Below are 22,249 nucleotides of genomic sequence, written 5' to 3' on the forward strand. Positions count from 1 at the left end.
TCATCAAGATCATCCCCCCTTGATCGTTGATGGGCGGGGGTATTATATTTTTATCACAAAAATAGTATTTTTCATTTTGTTGCTTTTTTGATAAAATAAAAAGTAATCTTAATTTTCATAAAAAGACGATGGCAAGGAGGAAGAAAATGCAACTGTTTCAGCCGGGGTCGCTTTTATTAAACCGATTGAAATTCGGAAAAAAATTTATGCTCTTATTTACGATTTTTATTTTTTCGCTTGCAACAATTGGTACGTTTTACATTCGCTCATTAGGGGAAAAGGCAGCGTTTGTTGAACATGAAAAGACAGGTTTAGTATATATGGGAGAGTTTTTCACAGGATTGCAGGCGTTGCAACAACATCGAGAAGCGACGTTGCTTTACTTGTCTGGAGATACAGCGAGTGAACAAAAGGCGAAAAAAGCGGAGCAACAATTAGAACAGCTCATCAAGCACGTGCAAACGATGCAACAACGAGAGAATGACCCGTTTGCTATCCAAAAACAATGGAAAGATTTTTCAAACACTTGGCAACAAATGAAAAGTGGCTGGAAAACGTATACGATGGACGAAACGGTGTCGCGCCATAACATTATTATCAATAATTTAATAGAAATGATGATGACAGTAGCTGATCGCTCCAATTTAACGCTCGATAGCAACATTGATAACAACTATTTATCGCGCCTGATGGTCGAAAAAATTCCCGCGCTAACGGAACTGATTAGCTCCGCGCAAGCGCTCGGTGTGAAAATGTCGTTTAGCACACAAATTTACGAGATGGACCAGCAAAAAATGACGTATTTTTTAAATGCGATTGACAATTCGCTTAACTCGCTCAACCACTCGGCGTCGCTCATGTTTATGAACGATAAGCCGTTGCAAAACAAATTTGATGAATATAAAAGCACGGCGATGACCGAAGTCATTAGCATGTCGGGCATGATGAACAAAGAGTTTTTAATGGTTGGACAAGTATCCATAAAACCGAACGAGCTGTACGAACGGACGAATCGCGCCCATGAAAAGCTATACAACATGGAACAATTTATGATGAAGTTATTAGCAGAGCGAATTAACGATCGTTATGAGTCGTTAAATACGAGCAAATGGCTAACGATTTCGATTATCGTGCTTGCGTCGGTGTTGATGGTCTATTTGTTTGTGGCATTTTATTTTTCGGTTCGCCATCATATTACGCTCATCGAAGCGAAGATGAAACAAGCGGCAACCGGCGATTTAACGGTAAAAATGAATGTTCGGACGAACGACGAGTTTGCGCAAATTGCCCAGTCGTTTAACGAGCTCATTGAATCGTTCCGTGCGATTATTTCCGTTAACCAGCAAATGACAGAAGAAGTGTCGGCAGCGTCGGAAGAACTAACAGCGATTACGGAAGAAACGATGCAGGCGACTGGACAAGTAGCAACAACAATCGAAAACGTCGCCGTTGGCGCTGAGCAACAACTGAAACATGCTGAACAAAACACTGAATCGATTCAAGAGTTGCTTCATGATACCCACTATATTGCGGATCGCGCGAAACAAGTGGCGTCTTCTTCTGTCGCGATGACGAACGAAGCACAAAGTGGGAGCGATTCGGTGCAACAAATGATTCAGCAAATGGCGAATGTGAACGAACTCGTTTCGCAGTCGTCCCACCTTATTCAAACGCTTCATGAACGTTCGAATAATATCGGTCAAATGACGCAAATGATTACTGCGATTGCCGAACAGACGAATTTGTTGGCGTTAAACGCGGCAATTGAAGCGGCAAGAGCTGGCGAGCACGGACGCGGCTTTGCGGTCGTTGCGGATGAAGTGCGGAAACTCGCAGAACAATCATCGCAATCTGCGAAACAAATTCATCAGCTGTTGAGCGAAATCCAACACGATACGTCCCATTCAATGACAGCGATGGAGCACGTCTTACAAGAGGCGGAAAAAGGGGTGGAAGTCGCAAACCATACAGGCGTGATTTTCGGGAAAATTTTACAAGCAACATATGACGTCACCGAACAAATTAACGATGTGTCCTCAAGACTTTCGTTGATGGAAACATCGCTCCAGTCACTGTCTGCGACGATTCAAGAAACCGAGCACATTTCGAAAGAATCAGGCCAGCAAACACAAATGGTCGCCGCCGCTTCCGAACAACTGTTAGCGTCGATGCAAGAAATCTCTTCTTCCGTACAATCGCTTAACGACAAAGCGCAAGACTTATTTGAAGCGGTGGAGAAGTTTAAACTGTAGAACGCATTCTCCCTTAGCGTGGCTAAGGGAGAATTTTTTATGGCAAAATAACGAAATGATTGGTTTTGGTTTCAATTTATATATTACTGGTGGAATAAAAGAGAAAAATTGTTGAAATAATAAAAAGATTGTAATAATATACTTATATAGAAATCGAAAAATACATAATTTTCAGTTTAATAGAGGGTGGTCATTTGTTGAAACAGTCCGTGTTACAAATCGAACATTTGCGAGTTTCTTTCCGAATTCATGAGGAATATTACGCGGCGGTCGATGATGTTTCGTTAACTGTTCATGAAAACGAAGTGCTTGCGATTGTCGGGGAGTCAGGCTGTGGGAAAAGCGCGCTCGCTCTTTCGATTATCGGCTTGCATCCGCCTGAACGAACGAAGCTAGAAGGGGCGGTCATGTTTAAAGGGAATAATCTGTTAACGCAGTCGGTACAAGCGTTAAATCAAATTCGTGGAAAAGATATCGGCATGATTTTTCAAGACCCGCTGACGGCGTTAAATCCGCTCATGACCGTCGGCAAGCAAATTGAGGAAAGCATGGACTATCATACGACGCTTTCCGCCTCGGAAAAACGGAAACGAACGTTAGAACTGCTTGAGCGTGTCGGCATTCCAAATCCCGCACAGACGTATGACCGATATCCGCATGAATTGTCAGGAGGGATGCGGCAACGCGTAGTCATTGCGATTGCGATTGCTTGTAATCCAGCGGTCATTATCGCCGATGAACCGACGACCGCGTTAGATGTCACGATTCAAGCACAAATTATTCGTTTATTAAAAGATTTGCAACAACAAATGAACACAGGAATTATTTTAATTACCCATGATTTAGGGGTGGTTGCGGAAATGGCCGACCGCGTCGCTGTCATGTATGCAGGCGAAATTGTCGAGCTTGCAGATGTATATACACTATTTACCCGGCCATTGCACCCGTATACCCGCTCGTTATTGCAGTCTGTCCCTTCCACGCAAACTTCAAGAGAAACGCTCCATGTCATTCAAGGGATTGTGCCACCATTGACGAAACTTCCGAGAACTGGCTGCAGATTCCGTGCAAGAATTAGTTGGATGGACGAGTCCACCCACGAATCGCATCCTATATTGCGAGAAGTCGAGCCAAATCATTGGGTTCGCTGCACATGCTACCAACATTTTTACTTTCCCGACGGAGGTGAAAGAGCATGACATTTCTCCAAGTCAATCACCTAAAAGTATATTATCCAGTGCGCGGTGGGTTTTTTCGAACGGTCATCGGGCATGTGAAAGCGGTCGATCAAATTAGCTTTGAATTACAAAAAGGGGAAACGTACGGATTGGTTGGGGAATCAGGATGCGGGAAAACGACGACGGGGAGAACGATAATTGGCTTAGTGAAAGCGACCGCGGGAGAAATTTTGTTCGACGGAAAAGATTTGACGAAACTAAGCCGCCGTGAATTCGCCCAGCATCGAAAAGACATTCAAATGATTTTTCAAGACCCATACTCTTCTCTTAATCCAAGAAAACGAGTATTAGATATTGTTGCCGAACCGTTGCGCAATTTTGACAAACTATCTCCGCAAGAAGAAAAGCGAAAAGTGCAACATTTTATTGAAAAAGTAGGGCTGCATCCGGAGTCCATCTATAAATATCCGCACGAATTTTCCGGCGGTCAACGGCAGCGTATCGGCATTGCTCGCGCTCTAACGCTCAATCCAAAGCTAATTATTGCCGACGAACCTGTCTCAGCACTTGACGTATCGGTGCAGGCGCAAGTGTTAAATTTCATGAAAGACATTCAAAAAGAATTTCAGTTGACGTATTTGTTTATTAGCCATGATTTAGGAATTATTCGCCATATGTGTGACCGGATCGGCATTATGTACCGCGGGCAATTTGTCGAAGAAGGGACGAAGGAAGAAATATTTCAAAATCCGCAACATATTTATACAAAGAGGCTGCTGTCGTCTATTCCGAACGCTGACCCGTTAAAACGGCAAGAGCAGCAAAAACTGCGGCAACAAATCGAAAAAGAATATGAACAATCGTATTCTCGCTATTTTGATGTCGAAGGAAGAGCATATCCGCTAAAACGCATTTCCAAAACCCATTCGGTTGCGATCCCGTAAGAGAGGAAGTCGAGAGGATGGTCAAATTTATATTGCGACGTATCGTCATGATGATTCCGCAACTATTTATTTTAAGTGTGCTTATTTTCCTGCTAGCAAAAGCGATGCCTGGCGATGCTTTAACTGGTCAGCTAGCGAACAACCCAAAAATGGATGCGCAAACGTTAGCCGAGATGCGAGAAAAATTAGGGCTAAACGATCCGTTATATGTTCAATATACACGCTGGATAAAAAACTTGCTCCACGGGGATTTAGGCATGTCCTACGTCCACCAACAGCCTGTGACCGATTTATTAGCAGGGAGAATGTGGAATACGATTTTGCTTTCGGTATGTATTTTAGTGCTGACATACGCGATTGCCGTTCCGCTAGGAGTGATTTCCGGCCGATGGCAAGACTCGTGGGCAGATAAACTGATTGTCGGATATAGCTATGTTAGCTTTGCGACCCCGCTATTTATTTTCGCGCTCATCATGCTTTTTCTGTTTGGATTTAAGCTCGGATGGTTTCCAACGGGCGGTAGCGTCGATATTCAACTAGAAGAAGGGACATGGGAGTATTACATAAGTAAGTTTAACCATCTTTTATTGCCTTCTTTATCAGGCGCGTTAATTAGTACGGTCGGAATCATTCAATATTTGCGAAGCGAAATTATTGATACGAAAGTAAAAGATTTTGTCCGCACGGCACGGGCAAAAGGAGTGCCGGAAGCGAAAATTTATTCGCGCCATATTTTGCGCAATTCGTTTTTGCCGATTGCCGCATTTTTAGGCTATGAAATTACTGGACTAATTGGCGGATCTGTTTTTTTAGAATCGATTTTTAGTTATCCAGGGATTGGCCAGCTTTTCCTACAATCGATTATGCAGCGGGATTATAGCGTCGTGACGGCACTTGTCATGATTTCCGGGCTCGCGACATTAGTCGGAACATTGCTATCGGACATCATTTTAAGCGCGGTCGATCCGCGGATAAGAATTGAGTAGAGGAGGGGGGATAAGAATGAAAAAAACAGAACATTCACCCTTTTCTGTTCTATGGCGAGAAGTAGTAAAAGATAAACTGGCGCTTAGTTCTCTTTTGCTTCTTTCGCTCATTCTCTTCATTGTATACGGGGCTTCCATTGTGTTGGATCAAGAAGAAATCGTCAAAGTCGATCTTTTGTCCATCTACGCCCCGCCGTCTGCTGAGCATTGGCTCGGAACAGACTACGGTGGAAGGGATATTTTAGGGCAACTCATCATTGGAACGAAAAATTCGTTTACGATTGGGTTAGCCATTACGTTGCTGACAGGGTTGATCGGATTAACGGTCGGCTTAATTGCAGGCTATTTCGGTGGAGTAATCGATAACGTGATTATGCGTATCATTGATTTTATCCTTATTTTGCCGTTTTTAATGTTAGTCATTGTTTTCGTGGCAATCGTTCCGAAATATAACGTGTTTACGTTTATTTTGATTATGAGCGCCTTTCTCTGGACAGGAAAAGCGCGGCTCATTCGCGCAAAGACGTTAGCGGAACGAGAGTTGGACTATGTGAGCGCCTCGAAGACGCTCGGCACGCCCGATTGGAAAATTATCGTTCGGGAAATATTGCCGAACTTAAGCTCGATCATTATCGTTAATTTAACATTGAATCTTGCAGGCAATATCGGAATTGAGTCAGGATTAAGCTATTTAGGATTTGGTCTCCCAGAAAGCACGCCAAGCTTAGGGACGTTAGTCAGCTATGCGACAAATCCCGACGTATTGCAAAACAAATGGTGGGTTTGGTTACCAGCATCGTTGCTTATTTTAGTAATGATGTTGTGTATAAATTTTATCGGCCAAGCGTTAAAACGTGCGGCTGATGCAAGACAACGATTAGGATAAAAGGGGGAGATGCAAATGAAAAAGAGGTATTGGAAGTTTTTCAGTGTGCTAGCCGGGCTTTCGCTTGTATTGTCGGCATGCACTAGCTCGACAAGCAGTAATGACAAAGGCAAAAAGACAGAGCAAACCGCACCAAAAGAGGACATCGGCAATTTCCCGATGACGGTCAAAAACGATGGAAAGATTGTCGACGGAGTCCTTACGTATGGGTTAGTGTCAGATACACCGTTTGAGGGGACGCTGAACTACGCATTTTACACAGGGCAGCCAGATGCGGAAATTTTGCAGTTTTTTGATGAATCGCTATTCCGCACAAACGGAGATTACGAGATTACGAATGATGGGGCGGCAACGTACGAGCTTTCCGCAGACAAAAAAACGATGACGATCAAAATTAAAGACAACGTGAAGTGGCATGATGGGGAGCCGGTGAAGGCAGAAGATTTAGAGTATGCGTATTTAGTCATCGGCAATAAAGATTATACAGGGGTGCGTTATGGCGATGCGCTCATGCAAGATATTGTCGGCATGGATGAGTACCATAGCGGAAAAGCGTCAACGATTTCTGGTATTAAAGTCATCGATGAAAAAACGCTTACGATTACGTGGAAACATGCGAATCCATCAGTGCTAACCGGCATTTGGGCATATCCGCTGCCAAAGCATTATTTAAAAGATATTCCAATTAAGCAATTGGCTCAATCCGATAAAATTCGCAAAAATCCGATTGGGTTCGGACCGTTCAAAGTGAAGAAAATCGTCCCAGGCGAATCGGTGGAAATGGTGCGCAACGATGACTATTACGGCGGAAAGCCGAACTTAAAAGGCGTCATTGTGAAAGTCGTCAGCCCGAAAGTCGTCCTTCAATCCTTGAAAAAAGGCGAAATTGATCTTGCCGAATTCCCAACCGACCAATACGTTGGGGCAAAAGGAACGAAAAATATTCAATTCGTTGGCAAAATCGACTTAGCGTACAACTATATCGGCTTTAAGCTCGGGCATTGGGATGCGAAAAAGCAAGAAAACGTCATGGACAATCCAAAATTCCAAAATAAAAAGCTGCGTCAAGCGATGGCATACGCGATTGATAACAAGTCTGTTGGCGACAAACTGTATCACGGGCTGCGTTTCCCTGCGACAACGCTCATCCCACCATCGTTCCCAGGCTACCATGATAAAGAGGCAAAAGGCTATTCGTATGACCCAGAAAAAGCGAAAAAGCTGTTGGATGAGGCAGGGTATAAAGATAAAGATGGCGATGGGCTGCGCGAAGATCCAAACGGAAAGAAATTTACGATTCATTTCCTTTCGATGAGCGGTTCTGATGTAGCCGAACCGTTAGCGAAGTTTTATATGCAATGTTGGAAAGATGTCGGACTAGACGTTCAATTAGTCGACGGGCGGCTAGCGGAGTTTAACTCGTTCTATGATATGGTCGAAAAAGACGACCCGAAAGTCGATGTATTCGCCGCTGCATGGGGAACAGGCACGGACGTCGACCCATACGGACTATATGGACGCAACGTCATGTTCAACTACTCGCGTTGGGTGAACGAGAAAAACGATGAACTGCTCGAAAAAGGGCATTCGGAACAAGCGTTTGATAAAGAATACCGGAAAAAGGTTTACAACGAATGGCAAGCGTTAATGAACGAGGAAGTTCCTGTCATTCCAACGCTTTATCGCTCAGCGCTGTATGCAGTAAACAACCGAGTGAAAAACTTCACCGTCGACCCAAGCTCGAAGTTGACGTGGAAAGATGTTGGCGTTACCGCAGAAAAACCGGAAGTAGAATAATAAATAAGGAGCGGTTCAAAAAAAGAACCGCTCTGTTTCTTGTCTAGCGTGTGAAAACTACGCTATACTATGGAAAAGGGGGAGATGATTCATGGAAGAAAAAGTTGTACATGCTGTGCAAGATGAGTATCCGGACGATTTTGCGTGGTGTTATGGGTGCGGACGTTTGAACGAGCATGGTCATCACTTTCGCACCGGCTGGCAAGGAGAACAGACGGTAACGATTTACACACCACGTCCAGAACATACCGCCATTCCTGGCTTTGTGTACGGCGGGGTGATTGCGTCGCTCATTGACTGCCACGGGACAGGTTCTGCCGCGCTTGCGTTGCATCGGAAAAACGGCTATGAACTAGGAAGCGGAGAAGCACCGCCACGCTTTGTGACTGCTTCGTTGAATGTAGAGTTTCTCAAGCCGACTCCACAAGGCGTTCCGCTAAAGGCGATCGGGACGGTCGAAGAAATTCATCCGAAAAAATGGAAAGTAAAGACGGAAGTGTATGCAGGGGATACCCTTTGCGCTCGCGGTGAAGTGGTCGCCGTCGTCATGCCGAAGACGTTTTTGCCACCAACGGAATGAAAGCGAATACATAAACGCCTGTTTGCTAGCGGGCGTTTTTTCTTTTTCGTGTATAATAAAAGCGAGGGGGGATGAACGATGAAGGGAAACTGGTCGGCGGATGAGCGAAAGTTTGCCTCCTTGCATGAACTTGTCGATTTTATTTCCGCAGCGATTCATTGTCCAGTGACGATTGAATCGCGCGATTTAGAGCTAATGGCGTACAGCGGCAACCATAATGCGCCTGATGCGGTGCGGATGAGCACCATTCTAGGCAAACGGGCAGCGGCGCACGTCGTCCATTATTTGCATGACAAAGGTTGGATTCAGCGCATTGAAGAAGCAGATGGTATCGTGAAAATCCCGCCATTGCCGGAAATTGGACTTGGTTCACGTACGGTTGTTTGCTTAAAAAGCGACCGACATATATACGGTTATTTATGGGTGCAAGAAACGAACGGTGAACTGAACGAAGAACAACGAAACTTTTTACTGTACGCAGCAAAAACAGCAACGAAGCTGCTAGAACAAAAGATGAGCGTGACGAAAAAGCGACAAGAAGAAATTCAGCACTGGCTATTACGGTTGCTTCAACCGGATGACGTTAGCGAGCACGATGTGAAAATGGAAGCACAGTTCAAAGGGGTGCGGTTGCCCGCTGCTTTCGTTGTCCTGCTTTTTCGCGTGTTAGCCGAGGAAAAAAAAGAAACGCTCCATCAGTATATGACGTTTTTAACGAAATCGCTCGGCAATCCTGTCTTTTTTATCGAACATCACGACCAATGGATGGTCATTATTGGAACGATGAGCGAGCCAATCGTGGCTAAAAATCAAGCGAACACGTTGCTTGAAAAGTTAGAAAACGATTTTCATTGCGATTTGCAACGGGATGTCGTTGTCGGTGTCGGCCGGGCATATCGAAGTTTGCTTGATTTAAGAAAAAGCTACGCGGAAGCGGCGGAAGTGATGAACATTAAGCAACAATTTCAAGAACCGCTTGCCCACTTTTACGAGTCGCTCGGCATTTACCGTTGGCTTCCGGTTGTTTACGAGCAATATAAGCGAAAAGGCTATAAAAATGAGCAGCTGCGGAAGCTACAAAAATATGACGAAGAAAACCAAACGGAGCTATTAGAAACATTAAGGCAATACATCAAATATGACGGCAATGCGACAAAAACGGCGGAACATTTATATGTGCACCCAAACACGCTCCATTACCGGCTAAAACGAATTCAAGAGCTTACCGGTCTTTCGCTATCAGACTTTGAACAACGAATGATGCTCTATCTCGACATCCTTTTTTTCCAGTATAAGGGTTGATTTGTGTGCTGTGCACAAACGAACCGTACAATCCTTAGCGACCGTGAACAAAGAATTTTCACAAAATATTCATTATAATGTTCATAAAATGGACAAAAAGGGGTCGAGAACATTGGCAGTACGTTATCAGCACGAACCGTTTACCGATTTTTCTGTCGAACAAAACGTAGAGGCGTTTCAATCGGCACTGCAATACGTGCAAACACAACTTGGAAAAGAATATCCGCTCATCATCGGTGGAAAGCGCGTAACGACGGAAGAGAAAGTCGTTTCCTATAACCCGGCGAAGAAAACAGAAGTCGTCGGCATTGTTTCGAAAGCGACGAAAGCGCTCGCAGACGAGGCGATGACAGCGGCGCTTCGTGCGTTTGAAACGTGGAAAAACGTAACGCCAGCAGCGCGCGCCAACGTGTTATTCCGCGCGGCTGCCATTTTGCGGCGAAGAAAACATGAATTTTCCGCTTATTTAGTGAAAGAAGTTGGCAAGCCGTGGAAAGAAGCGGATGCGGACACAGCCGAAGCGATTGATTTTCTTGAATATTATGCACGGCAAATGCTTTCGTTAGAAAACGGGGTTCCGGTACTTAGCCGAAGCGGGGAACGTAATACGTTCCGTTACATTCCGCTAGGTGTTGGACTCATCATTTCCCCATTCAACTTCCCGCTCGCCATTATGGCAGGAACGACGGTGGCGGCAATCGTCACTGGCAATCCCGTTATTTTACGTCCATCGGATCGCGCACCGATCGTTGCGGCAAAATTCGTCGAAGTGATGGAAGAAGCAGGTCTTCCTAGTGGGGTATTGAACTATTTGCCAGGCGGTGAGGCAGAAGTTGGCGAATATTTAGTCGAGCACCCGCAAACGCGCTTTATTTCGTTCACCGGATCGCGCGCGGTTGGCTGCCGGATTTACGAGCGCGCGGCGATCGTTCAGCCGGGGCAAAAATGGCTCAAACGCGTCATTGCCGAAATGGGCGGAAAAGATGCGATTATCGTCGACAAAGAAGCAGATGTAGAATTAGCCGCACAATCGATCGTCGCTTCGGCGTTCGGATTTTCTGGGCAAAAATGCTCGGCATGTTCGCGGGCAATTGTGCTTGAAGACGTGTACGATCAAGTATTGAATCGCGTCGTCGAGTTAACGAAGCAATTAACCGTCGGCAACCCAGAAGAACCACGCACGTTTATGGGACCGGTCATCGACGAAGCGGCGTATAACAAAATTATGAGCTACATTGAAATTGGCAAACAAGAAGGAAAGCTCATGACAGGCGGCGAAGGGGACGACTCGAAAGGCTTCTTTATCCAACCGACGGTGGTTGCTGATGTTGCACCGACGGCACGCCTTATGCAAGAAGAAATTTTTGGACCAGTCGTTGCGTTTACAAAAGCAAAAGACTTTGACCATGCGCTTGAAATTGCCAACAACACGGACTATGGGCTAACAGGCGCAGTCATTTCCAATAATCGCGCCAACTTAGAAAAAGCGCGGGAAGAGTTCCATGTTGGAAACCTCTATTTCAACCGCGGCTGCACAGGCGCCATTGTCGGGTATCATCCGTTTGGCGGCTTTAACATGTCCGGCACGGATTCCAAAGCAGGCGGTCCTGACTATTTACTTCTTCACATGCAAGCAAAAACGGTATGTGAGGCGTTTTAGGAGGGAAGCAGCGTGATTGAAACGATATCAAAAAATGTATTTTTATCGATTTCCAAAAGCAAAATGCTTAATCAAGCAGCGCGCAAATGGGGGCTCCGCTTCGGCGCTTCCCATGTCGTTGCTGGGGAAACGATTGAAAGCGCGATGGCAAAAGTAAAAGAGCTAAACGAGAAAGGGCTTGTATGTACGCTTGACCATTTAGGGGAATTTGTTTCCAGTCGCGAAGAAGCGCTCGAAGCGACGCAATATAATATACGCACGCTCGAAGCGATTCATAAAGCAGGCGTAAAAAGCAACCTTTCGGTGAAGCTAACGCAGCTTGGGCTTGATATTGACTTTGACTTTTGCTTAGACAATATGCGGCAAATTGTCGGAACGGCGAAGCAATATAACAACTTCGTCCGCATTGATATGGAAGATTCTGCACGTTGTCAAGCGACGCTTGATTTATTGCGCGAACTTCGCAAAACATACGACAACGTCGGAACGGTCATTCAAGCGTACTTGTATCGCGCCGAACAAGATGTAAAAGACTTAAAAGGCGTGTCGCTTCGTTTAGTCAAAGGGGCATATAAAGAGCCGCCGGAAGTCGCTTATCAAGAAAAAGCACAAATTGACGAAAATTACATGACGATTATTCAAACGCATTTGTTAAGCGGTAGCTATACGGCGATTGCGACGCACGATCATCATATCATTGAAAAAGTGAAGCAATTTACGAAAGAACACGGTATTCCGAAAGAACAGTTTGAGTTTCAAATGTTGTACGGGTTCCGGACAGACATGCAGCTTCAGCTTGCGAAAGAAGGCTATACGATGCGCATTTACGTTCCGTTTGGCAACGACTGGTTTGGCTATTTTATGCGCCGCCTCGCCGAACGGCCGCAAAACGTCGCCTTTGCGTTAAAAGGATTTTTTGGCAAATAAGCGAACAGCTTCACGCTGTTCGCTTATTGTCCCACTTGCCGCTGCTGTAACAAATCGCGAATTTCGGTTAGAAGAGCTTCTTGCTTCGTGACAACCGGTGCCGCGTTTTGTTGTTCTTCTTGTTTCTTTAACTTGTTGAGCACTTTGACGATGCAAAATACGGAAAAAGCAACAATCAGAAAATCGACGATCGTTTGTAAAAACATCCCGTACTTAATAGAGGCATCCCCGATCGTGAAGGAGAGCCCACTTAAATTAACACCACCGAGCACTAAGCCAATGAGCGGCATCACCATGTCGTTTACAAGCGAAGAAACAATTTTATTAAACGCTCCGCCGATAATTACCCCGATGGCCAAATCGACAATGTTCCCCCGCATCGCAAATGCTTTAAACTCTTTTAGCATAACATCCCACCTTCCATTTACTACTATAGCATACGAAAGGGAATGGTTGTACATCCGTGAACGAAAAGAGGGGAGGTTGGTTGTGCTAAAAGAAGCCCCTTAAATACGTTTTCCGCATGCTGGACAAAAAATGAAATCGTTTTGCACGTGTTGGCCGCAATATGGGCAATAGTGCCGATTTTCTCCGCTTGCTTCCATCTTTTCTGCGGAAGAATGATTTTTGCCAAACCGAGCATTTAGCGGGTCTGGTTCTTCCTCGCTATCGACAATGTCGATAACGGACATACGGTTTTTCCCTGTTGCATTTTTATAGTGATAAACCGCCTGAAAAATACCGAACCCGATAAAAATGAGACCAAAGAAAGGAAAAAACTTTGTGGCTGGAAAAGGCGAATCGGCGGTAATAGAAAACGCCATCACCGTCCAAAAAACGCCGAACACAATTGCAACGATGCTCCCTGCTACTCCTTGAAACGAAGGTCCGCGCCCTGGTTTAATACTTTTCATCCCTTCACCTCCATATATATGATTATATAAAAATATTTGGCAATCGTCATTTAGAAAGTGAATTTGTTGTTTTTTGGATGTATCGGGGAAATTTGTTCTATAAAAAAGGATATGGAATTTTTTTAGGACATGTGATAAATTAGGAAAAGAACTCGTCTATATATCATCATGTAGGAGGAATTCGTATGGCATTATCTACATTGAGGCGGCAAGCGAGGCAGGCGTTAAAAGGAAAATGGGGCGCAGCGGTTTTAGTTATGCTTGTGTACTTTTTCCTGAACACGATCGTTCCGACCACCATTGAAATTTTTGCAAGCGGTGGGTGGAACGCATGGATAGAGCAAGAAAATCCGCCGTTAGCAGCGAGCATCGTTAATTTATTGTATTCTTTTGCACTCATTCCATTAGGCATTGCGATGTATTGGGTGTTTTTAGATGTATACAGAGGACAACACCTTCACGTCTCACACATGTTTTCCACGTATACGCCAGTAAAACGGGCGTTTAAGTTAATCGGCACGTTTATTTTATACAGTATTTTCGTCTTTCTATGGAGTCTTTTGCTTATCATCCCTGGCATTATTAAGGCGCTCGCATACTCGCAAACCTTTTTTCTATTAAAAGACCATCCAGAATACAGTGTGCTCCAAGCCATTACCGAAAGCAAAAAACGGATGAAAGGGTATAAGTGGAAACTATTTTTATTGTATTTAATTTTTTTCGGCTGGGGACTTTTAGCCATTCTCACCCTAGGCATCGGACTATTATGGCTTATCCCTTACTTTTACACTTCCTTAGCAGCGTTTTATGAGGAGTTTATTCGCGCGCAAGAAATAAACATAGAGTAAACAAAAAGCGAACAGCTATCGATGCCTGTTCGCTTTTTTCCTTGTTAAGCCATTTGAGCGAAATGCGACGTTTGCAATAACTCTTCGTGATCCAAATAGTGAATAAAAATCATGCTAGCAAAATATCAAACGATTTTGTAAAATCAATATAGACAGAATTGTGTCGATTTGTGTCAGTGGATAAAAAACTACTACACAACAAAAATAATATAAGCACATTTTTAAATTTATGAATAATAGTGACATACTATTAATTAATTGTGTTATAATTAATTTGAAAAGGGATGGAAGGTCGTAGTTTGGCGCTGCAAGCCAACTTGCGTGCTTTGTAAATCAAGGGGGTTCATATGGTGAGCAAACAAACGAAAACAGATGTCATTTTGATTGGCGCGGGGATTATGAGTGCAACGTTAGGGACATTGCTGAAAGAATTAGCGCCGGGGTGGGACATTACCGTCTTTGAAAGACTAGGGCAACCAGCAGATGAAAGTTCAAACGAATGGAATAATGCTGGAACGGGTCATGCCGCACTTTGTGAATTAAACTACACAGTCGAAAAACCGGATGGGTCGATTGATGTAAGTAAAGCGATTAAAATTAACGAACAGTTTCACGAGTCATTGCAATTTTGGTCTTATCTTGTACAAAACAACCGCATTCGCAATCCAAAAGACTTTATTATGCCGCTTCCGCATATGAGCTTTGTGCAGGGGGAAGAAAATGTCGCGTTTTTAAAGAAACGGTTTGACGCATTAGCGAGCAATCCGTTATTTCACGGAATGGAATTTTCCGATGATCCGCAAACGCTAAACGAATGGATTCCGCTCATGATGGAAGATCGCATCGTCACAGAGCCAATCGCCGCGACAAAAATCGAATCAGGTACAGACGTCAACTTCGGTGCGTTAACGCGCATGTTGTTTGACTACTTAGCGGACAAAGGGGTCGATATTCGATATTACCGTCATGTGGACGATATGAAACGGACAAGTGATGGTTTATGGGAAGTCAAAGTGCGCCATTTAATGAGCGGGGAAGTCGAACGTTATACGGCGAAATTCGTCTTTATCGGTGCTGGCGGCGGAAGTTTGCATTTATTGCAAAAATCTGGCATTCCTGAAGGGAAAGGCATCGGCGGCTTTCCGGTGAGCGGACTATTTATGGTATGTAATAATCCAGCAGTCGTCGAACAACATCATGCGAAAGTGTACGGAAAAGCGAAAGTCGGGGCGCCGCCAATGTCCGTTCCGCATTTAGATACGCGCTTTATTGATAATCGAAAAATGCTATTATTCGGTCCGTTTGCCGGCTTTTCGCCAAAGTTTTTAAAGAACGGCTCGATGTTCGACTTACTCACGTCTGTCAAGCCGCATAACCTTGTGACGATGCTTGCGGCAGGGGCGAAAAATATACCGTTGACGAAATATTTAATCGAGCAAGTAATGTTATCGAAAGAACAGCGTATGGAAGAATTGCGCGAATTTATTCCGAACGCGAAAAGCGAAGATTGGGAGTTAGTTGTCGCCGGACAGCGTGTGCAAGTCATTAAAGATACGGAAACGGGCGGAAAAGGCACGCTTCAATTTGGTACAGAAGTCGTTGCGGCACACGATGGCTCCGTCGCTGCTTTGCTTGGCGCGTCCCCAGGCGCTTCGACCGCTGTCCATGTCATGCTGGAAGTGATCGAAAAATGCTTCCCAGAACAAATGAAAGCATGGGAGCCGAAAATTAAAGAAATGATTCCTTCCTACGGCGTGTCGCTCATGAAAAACGAAACGCTTTTACGCGACGTCCAAGCGCTCGCCGCGCAAACGCTTGGTTTAAAAGAAACCGCGGCGCTAGAACTTGTTTAAAGGATAACGGCAGAAGCAAAATAGCTTCTGTCTTTTTTGTATTGTTGCTATAATGGAAGAAAAGGAAGTGAATGTATGATTTATCTTCATTTGGTCGTCTTGCCTATTGTCTCAGGGCTATGGTTTTTCAATGTTGTGTTGTTGTTGAAAAAACTGCACCAAGGTCGAGACATTCATAATGAAACCGTGTTAGGTACGATGTTGACGATGATTTTTGTTTTTTTCCTCATGTATGCATGGCTTGGGGTGTCATGAATGCTTGACAATACCGGCGTAATAGATAAAAATGACACAAAGCGTTCAGAGGAACAGGCAGCCATCGCCCTCGATGGAGATGCGGGAGTGCCAACCCGCCTGAAGTTTTGTGGATGGAGTGGATCCATAGCGGGAGGGGCTATGGATTTTTGTTTTACCACTATGCAATAGGCGAGCTCGTTGCGTTACAAGGATGGTGTGTGTTGACATGTCGTGTTTTTGTTGTATAATTGTGCATAGAATAAACGCTGTCGTTCATACGGACGGCAGGTCAAGAAGGGAGCGGCATCGTGTCGCTCCTTTTGTTTTTATTGATGAAATGCCCCCTTCCTTGGCAGTGAGGGAGGGGGATTGCTTTTTATTATAGTTGCAGAGTTTTTTCTCGTATTGACGCACGTTTCCGACTAATTTCGACAGTTTTTGTCATCTTTATTTTGATACAATAAAACCATGTCGAAATAGGTTTTAACTAACAAATAAGGAGTTCCGATGTTACATGTCCAAAGGAATGATTGATAACAAGCAACGTGGTTTAGTAGGAGATGCGCTCAAAAAGCATATGCAAAAAGGAAGCAAACTCTCTATTGCGGCAGCTCATTTTACGTTATATGCTTTTGTAGAATTAAAAAAGGAGCTTTCACAAATCGAGGAGTTGCGTTTCATTTTTACGGAACCAGCATTTGTGAGGGGCAATCATTTAGCGAATGAAAAAATCGCAAAAAACGAAACATTGTTATACGGTGTGGAAGAAGAGCAAAAATATAAAGCCGAGCTAAACCAAGCGTACATAGCAAAAGAGTTTGCGAAATGGTTGAAGCAAAAAGCGAAAATAAAATCGGTTACTACGCGCAAAATTGAAGGCGGGCTATACCATGTCCAAAATAAAGACGGAACGCAAATTGGATTGGTCGGTGGCGCTCCTTTTTCGAGCCCAGGACTAGGCTACAGCAACTCGTCCAACATGTATATTAACACGATTACGGATGATGAAAAGGAGAATATGGAATTATTACGCCAATTTGATGATATTTGGAAAAACGAGTATGCCTTGCAAGATGTAAAGGAGCAAATTTTGCGCCAATTAGAGGTATTGTACCAAGAGCACACACCCGAATTCATTTATTTTGTTACACTTTACAATCTTTTTAAAGATTTTCTGCAAGAAACGCGCGATTACAGCACGTTACAAACGAAAACGGGCTTTGAAAAGACAACGATTTGGAATAAACTTTATGACTTTCAGCGCGATGGTGTGGTTGGAGCGATTAATAAAATTGAAACATATGGAGGCTGCATTATTGCTGATAGCGTCGGATTAGGAAAAACATTTGAAGCATTGGCAATCATTAAATATTACGAATTACGAAATCATCGCGTTCTTGTGCTTGCACCAAAAAAACTACGCGAAAACTGGGAAATTTACCGCGCGAATGACAAGCGAAATATTTTGCTAGAAGACCGCTTCTCTTATGATTTGCTAAATCATACCGATCTGTCGCGCAAAAGCGGATATAGCGGAAACATTAATTTAGAATACGTCAACTGGGGAAATTACGATTTAGTCGTCATTGATGAATCGCACAATTTCCGTAACAATGACCCGCGGAAAAGCCATATTACTCGCTATTCACGTTTAATGAACGATATTATTAAAGCAGGCGTGAAAACAAAAGTGTTGATGCTTTCCGCAACTCCTGTTAACAACAAACTGGACGATTTAAAAAACCAAATTGCTTTCATTACGGAAGGGAATGATAAAGCATTAGCGGAAACCGCCAATATTAAAAGCATTAACCAAACGATTCGCCGTGCACAGTCGCAATTTAAAAAATGGAGTAACTTACCTGAAGAAGAACGAACGACAGAACGACTATTGGATATGCTGAGCTGGGACTATTTTACATTGCTTGATTCACTAACGATTGCTCGCTCGCGCCGTCATATTGAAAAATATTATAATGTAAACGCGATCGGGAAATTCCCGCAACGGTTAAAGCCGATCAATATAAAAGAGACGATTGATGCAAATCATGAATTCCCATCGCTCGCTATCATTAATAACGATATTTTACGTTTGCGGTTTGCGCTTTATTCGCCGATGAAATACATTTTACCGCATAAGCAGGCGTTTTATCACGAAAAATACGACACGAAAGTCGCCAATGGACGTGTGCTTAAACAAACAGACCGTGAAAACAATCTCGTCTATTTAATGAAAACGAACTTATTAAAGCGTTTAGAAAGCAGCATCTACTCTTTCTCGCTAACATTAAAAAGTATTATTGAACAAATTGATACTCAATTGTCTAGGATCGAGAACGAGGCTACTAACATTGGCGAGTTGGCTGAGATTGACATGGAAGACGATGAATTAGAAGAAGCATTTGTCGGGGCAAAAGTGAAAATCGCCCTGCGTGATATCGATCGTATCCGTTGGAAGCAAGATTTACTATATGATCGTACCATTCTACAAAAGTTATTGGATTATGCTAGCCAAGTGACACCGGAACGCGACCAAAAAATGTTGACGCTTAAAAAGATGATTCAACAGAAAATCGCACACCCAATCAATGGACAAAATAAAAAGATACTCATTTTTACGGCGTTTGCCGATACCGCAAAATACTTATATGAACATTTGCATCGCTGGATTCGGCAAGAGTTCCATCTTCACTGTGCAGTAGTGACAGGGAAAGACCGGCCGAAAACGACGTTTCCGATGCAAAAAACGGACTTTAATAACGTTTTAATGCATTTTTCTCCTACGTCGAAAGAGAGAAGAAAACTAATGCCTGATATGACAGACGAAATTGACATTTTAATTGCGACAGACTGTATTTCGGAAGGACAAAACTTGCAAGACTGTGATTATTTAATTAACTACGATATTCACTGGAATCCGGTGCGCATTATTCAACGGTTTGGCCGGATTGACCGAATTGGAAGCAAAAACGAGCAAATTCAGCTTGTGAACTTTTGGCCGCCAATGGAACTCGACGAGTACATCAACCTTGTCGGTAGAGTAAAAGACCGTATGGCAATTCTCGATATTTCATCGACCGGGGAAGAAGATGTCCTTTCTGGCAACAGCAACGAAATGAAAGACCTTGAGTATCGGAGAAAACAACTGGAAAAACTACAAAGCGAAGTAATAGATTTAGAAGATATTTCTGGAAATATTTCGCTAACCGACTTTACGATGGATGATTTTCGCATGGACTTATTGAATTTTATGAAACAAAACAAAGAAATGATCGAAACAGCACCTTTCGGACTGTTTAGTATTACAACCAATAAAAATGAAAAACTAAGAGACGACATTCATCTAGGGGTTATTTTTTGTTTAAAGCAAATCAATCATTTTACGACTACCCATGAACAAAACACCCTTCACCCGTACTACTTAGTGTATATGAAAGAAAATGGAGAAGTATTATACAACCACGTCCATGTGAAAAAAATTTTGGATTTATACCGGTCATTATGCCACGGAAAAAACGAAATAGAAAACCGGTTATATGCGGCATTTTACGAGGAAACGAAAAACGGAAAAGAGATGGGCGTATATAAACAATTGCTTGAACAAGCGGTAGAAGAGATTGTCGGAAAAATCGATCAACATGCAACGTTGAACATTTTCAGCTTAGGAAATTTAGATCAACTGATGACAACAGCTAATACGAATTTACAAGATTTTGAAATCGTTTCTTATCTTATTATCAAAGGGTGAGAATGATGGCTGGAGTTGCGTTTTATCAAATGATTGGTTTGGATTCTCACGTTCGTCCGCTTCACAAAAAACTGGATAAAAAAACATTTTACGATTTTGCGGATTTAAACAAAAAAGAAAAAGACTATATTACGAAATATGTGGAGCGGATCGAGTTAACGTATGTATTAACGCCAAGCAACATGAATATCCAGCCGTTCATTAATGAAGAGTACCATTACGAAGGGGTTATGTTTATTACCATTCGGCTAAGAGAAGAAGCAAAAGATAACCATGTTTCAACGATTAGTGAAGTGATTCAAGGCGCGCTTCCGAATCCGGTTGTCATCATGTTTACGAAAAAAGAAAACATCCAAGTCCATACGTGTATAAAGCGGCGAAACAAAGTGGACCAGTCACAGGCGGTTTTAGAACAACAAGCTTACACTCCGTGGTTTCCGCTCAATGAAACGAATGAAACCGTTCGGCAGTTTATCGCTTCCGTACATATGAAAAACGTATCATTTGCGCATTTCTTTCAGTTTTATCAAGATATTCACCGTGCTGTCCAAGCGTTTCAACATGTCGGTGCAGTTGGTGCGTTTTATATCGCAGCAAACGAACAATCGCAGCAACTGATCGCACAAATCAAGCAACTAGAAACAGAAATCGCTGCGTGGAAAGCGAAGCTAAAAAAAGAAACGCAATTTAATCGCAAAGTAGAAATGAACATGAACATTCACGAATTAACAACGCAAATCGAACAATTAAAACAACGATTAAAATGAAAGGGGAAAAACGATGGAAAAGCTAGACGGAAAATCTTTGGATTTAGTGCAAACAAACATTGAAGCATTAAAACAGCTATTCCCAGAAGTCGTGACGGAAGGAAAAATCGATTTTGAGAAACTAAAGCTTGTGCTTGGCGAAGAAATTGAAAAAAGAAACGAGCGATACGAATTTACATGGCACGGCAAGACACAAGCCATGAAACTCGCGCAAACGCCGTCCACTGGAACGCTCAGACCAGACAAACAATCAAGCAAAAACTGGGACACAACGGAAAACCTTTATATTGAAGGGGATAACCTCGAAGTATTGAAGCTATTGCAAAAATCATACTTTGGCAAAATTAAAATGATCTACATCGACCCGCCATACAACACCGGAAAAGACTTTGTTTATAAAGACGACTTCCGCGATAACATTAAAAACTATAAAGAAATGACGCAGCAAACAACAAAAGCAAACACCGAAACAAGCGGTCGGTATCATACAGACTGGTTAAATATGATGTACCCACGGTTAAAGCTGGCGAGGAATTTGTTAAGGGAAGATGGGGTTATTTTTATTAGTATTGATGATCATGAAATTGCGAATTTGAAGAAAATTTGTGATGAGATATTTGGGGAGGATAATTTTATTGCTCAACTGATCTGGAATATCGAAGGACATACAGATAATCAGTTTGATATAAAGGTGAACCATGAATATATTCTCATGTACGTAAAAAATGTAGACTTCAAGGGATTAGCTATCGGATATGTAGTTGATCCAAATACACGTCCTGAAAGTAATCTATGGAAAGGGTTTGCAGAAAATTCAATAACCAAAAATGGACCAGCTAATCCCCCTTCAGAAATATTATTACCTGAGGGGTTTCCTTGTGAGGTAGATGAATTATCTCTAGAGACTAGTATTGTTCCAACGCAATATTACTTAGATGTAGAAGAAACGGGCTATATTACAAGGGAAATTACTAAGAGATATGATGTTTCTTATCCTATAAGAAAGGATCAGATGGTCGTAAAGAATGGAAAGCTTCAGAAAGCTTGCCGTGTCTATAGCGGCTGGGCTAATGCAAATAAATTGAAACAATTTATTGAAAATGGTTTTAAGCCGATTGAAGAGGTAGATGGAAAAATCTCTTTTTATCTCTCAAAAAATGGAGTGGTCTACTATAGGAAAGAAAGAGATCAAGCTAGACATATTCTTTCTGTTCTTAGAAACATGGGGACAACTGAGCAAAATCGTTCTCGTCTTGAGCAAATAGGTATTCATTTTGCACTGCGATCCGAAAAGTAGACAGTATAAATTCAGTTCACGTGAAGGAATCAGAGTGGTAAAGCTCTGGTTCCTTTCCTTTTCTCGTCTTTTT

The 22,249-nt window shown here is 43.0% G+C and carries 17 protein-coding genes and 1 pseudogene; 16 read left to right on the forward strand and 2 right to left on the reverse strand.

Translation table 11 applies throughout. The features are described from left to right. The first annotated feature begins 146 nt into the window (after nt 1-146). From GGR02_RS09405 to GGR02_RS09450, 10 genes are all read left to right on the forward strand, one after another. A complete protein-coding gene (locus GGR02_RS09405; RefSeq protein ID WP_183184476.1) occupies nt 147-2,252 on the forward strand; it encodes a methyl-accepting chemotaxis protein in 2,106 nt (701 codons plus the stop codon). 194 nt (nt 2,253-2,446) lie between these two features. Further along, the gene (locus GGR02_RS09410; RefSeq protein WP_183184477.1) at nt 2,447-3,451 is read left to right on the forward strand and encodes an ABC transporter ATP-binding protein; all 1,005 of its coding nucleotides are present in this window, start codon (nt 2,447-2,449) and stop codon (nt 3,449-3,451) included. After that, on the forward strand, nt 3,448-4,374 hold the full coding sequence (locus GGR02_RS09415) for an ABC transporter ATP-binding protein (protein WP_183184478.1): 927 nt from the start codon (nt 3,448-3,450) through the stop codon (nt 4,372-4,374). The genes GGR02_RS09410 and GGR02_RS09415 overlap by 4 nt, the downstream gene beginning before the upstream one ends. A 17-nt stretch (nt 4,375-4,391) precedes the next feature. After that, the gene (gene opp4B / locus GGR02_RS09420; protein WP_183184479.1) at nt 4,392-5,360 is read left to right on the forward strand and encodes an oligopeptide ABC transporter permease; all 969 of its coding nucleotides are present in this window, start codon (nt 4,392-4,394) and stop codon (nt 5,358-5,360) included. Nucleotides 5,361-5,376: 16 nt separating this feature from the next. After that, nucleotides 5,377-6,246 (forward strand): ABC transporter permease, encoded by an 870-nt coding sequence (locus GGR02_RS09425; protein WP_183184480.1) that lies wholly within the window; start codon nt 5,377-5,379, stop codon nt 6,244-6,246. Between the two features lie 15 nt (nt 6,247-6,261). Then, nucleotides 6,262-8,043, forward strand: coding sequence for an oligopeptide ABC transporter substrate-binding protein (gene opp4A / locus GGR02_RS09430; protein WP_183184481.1), 1,782 nt, complete (start codon nt 6,262-6,264; stop codon nt 8,041-8,043). A gap of 91 nt (nt 8,044-8,134) precedes the next feature. Beyond that, nucleotides 8,135-8,623: a PaaI family thioesterase gene (locus GGR02_RS09435; RefSeq protein ID WP_183184482.1), complete on the forward strand. Its 489-nt coding sequence runs from the start codon at nt 8,135-8,137 to the stop codon at nt 8,621-8,623. 78 nt (nt 8,624-8,701) lie between these two features. Further along, on the forward strand, nt 8,702-9,925 hold the full coding sequence (locus GGR02_RS09440) for a PucR family transcriptional regulator (protein ID WP_229706031.1): 1,224 nt from the start codon (nt 8,702-8,704) through the stop codon (nt 9,923-9,925). Nucleotides 9,926-10,013: 88 nt separating this feature from the next. Beyond that, entirely contained in the window at nt 10,014-11,585 is a 1,572-nt protein-coding gene (gene pruA, locus GGR02_RS09445) for an L-glutamate gamma-semialdehyde dehydrogenase (protein ID WP_373286601.1), read from the forward strand. Between the two features lie 63 nt (nt 11,586-11,648). Continuing rightward, the gene (locus GGR02_RS09450; protein WP_221210787.1) at nt 11,649-12,512 is read left to right on the forward strand and encodes a proline dehydrogenase family protein; all 864 of its coding nucleotides are present in this window, start codon (nt 11,649-11,651) and stop codon (nt 12,510-12,512) included. 23 nt (nt 12,513-12,535) lie between these two features. Here GGR02_RS09450 and mscL read toward each other — a convergent pair whose 3' ends face one another. Both mscL and GGR02_RS09460 read right to left on the reverse strand, forming a co-directional pair. Then, nucleotides 12,536-12,919 carry a large conductance mechanosensitive channel protein MscL gene (mscL, locus tag GGR02_RS09455; RefSeq protein WP_183184485.1) on the reverse strand — a complete coding sequence of 128 codons (384 nt, stop codon included), beginning with the start codon at nt 12,917-12,919 and terminating at the stop codon, nt 12,536-12,538. Nucleotides 12,920-13,018: 99 nt separating this feature from the next. Further along, nucleotides 13,019-13,426 carry a zinc ribbon domain-containing protein gene (locus GGR02_RS09460; RefSeq protein WP_183184486.1) on the reverse strand — a complete coding sequence of 136 codons (408 nt, stop codon included), beginning with the start codon at nt 13,424-13,426 and terminating at the stop codon, nt 13,019-13,021. A gap of 185 nt (nt 13,427-13,611) precedes the next feature. Here GGR02_RS09460 and GGR02_RS09465 point away from each other — a divergent pair, with 185 nt between their 5' ends. From GGR02_RS09465 to GGR02_RS17845, 6 genes and pseudogenes are all read left to right on the forward strand, one after another. Beyond that, on the forward strand, nt 13,612-14,274 hold the full coding sequence (locus GGR02_RS09465) for a DUF975 family protein (RefSeq protein ID WP_183184487.1): 663 nt from the start codon (nt 13,612-13,614) through the stop codon (nt 14,272-14,274). Nucleotides 14,275-14,621: 347 nt separating this feature from the next. Continuing rightward, nucleotides 14,622-16,127, forward strand: coding sequence for a malate:quinone oxidoreductase (locus GGR02_RS09470; protein ID WP_183184488.1), 1,506 nt, complete (start codon nt 14,622-14,624; stop codon nt 16,125-16,127). 75 nt (nt 16,128-16,202) lie between these two features. After that, nucleotides 16,203-16,382 carry a hypothetical protein gene (locus GGR02_RS09475; RefSeq protein WP_183184489.1) on the forward strand — a complete coding sequence of 60 codons (180 nt, stop codon included), beginning with the start codon at nt 16,203-16,205 and terminating at the stop codon, nt 16,380-16,382. Nucleotides 16,383-16,878: 496 nt separating this feature from the next. Further along, nucleotides 16,879-20,112 carry a helicase-related protein gene (locus tag GGR02_RS09480; RefSeq protein WP_183184490.1) on the forward strand — a complete coding sequence of 1,078 codons (3,234 nt, stop codon included), beginning with the start codon at nt 16,879-16,881 and terminating at the stop codon, nt 20,110-20,112. Nucleotides 20,113-20,117: 5 nt separating this feature from the next. Continuing rightward, entirely contained in the window at nt 20,118-20,879 is a 762-nt protein-coding gene (locus GGR02_RS09485) for a DUF4391 domain-containing protein (protein ID WP_183184491.1), read from the forward strand. Between the two features lie 13 nt (nt 20,880-20,892). After that, a pseudogene (locus GGR02_RS17845) lies at nt 20,893-21,615 on the forward strand (site-specific DNA-methyltransferase); the annotation flags it as partial. Nucleotides 21,616-22,249: the final 634 nt, after the last annotated feature.

Source organism: Anoxybacteroides voinovskiense (assembly GCF_014196205.1).
GTDB lineage: Bacteria > Bacillota > Bacilli > Bacillales > Anoxybacillaceae > Anoxybacteroides > Anoxybacteroides voinovskiense.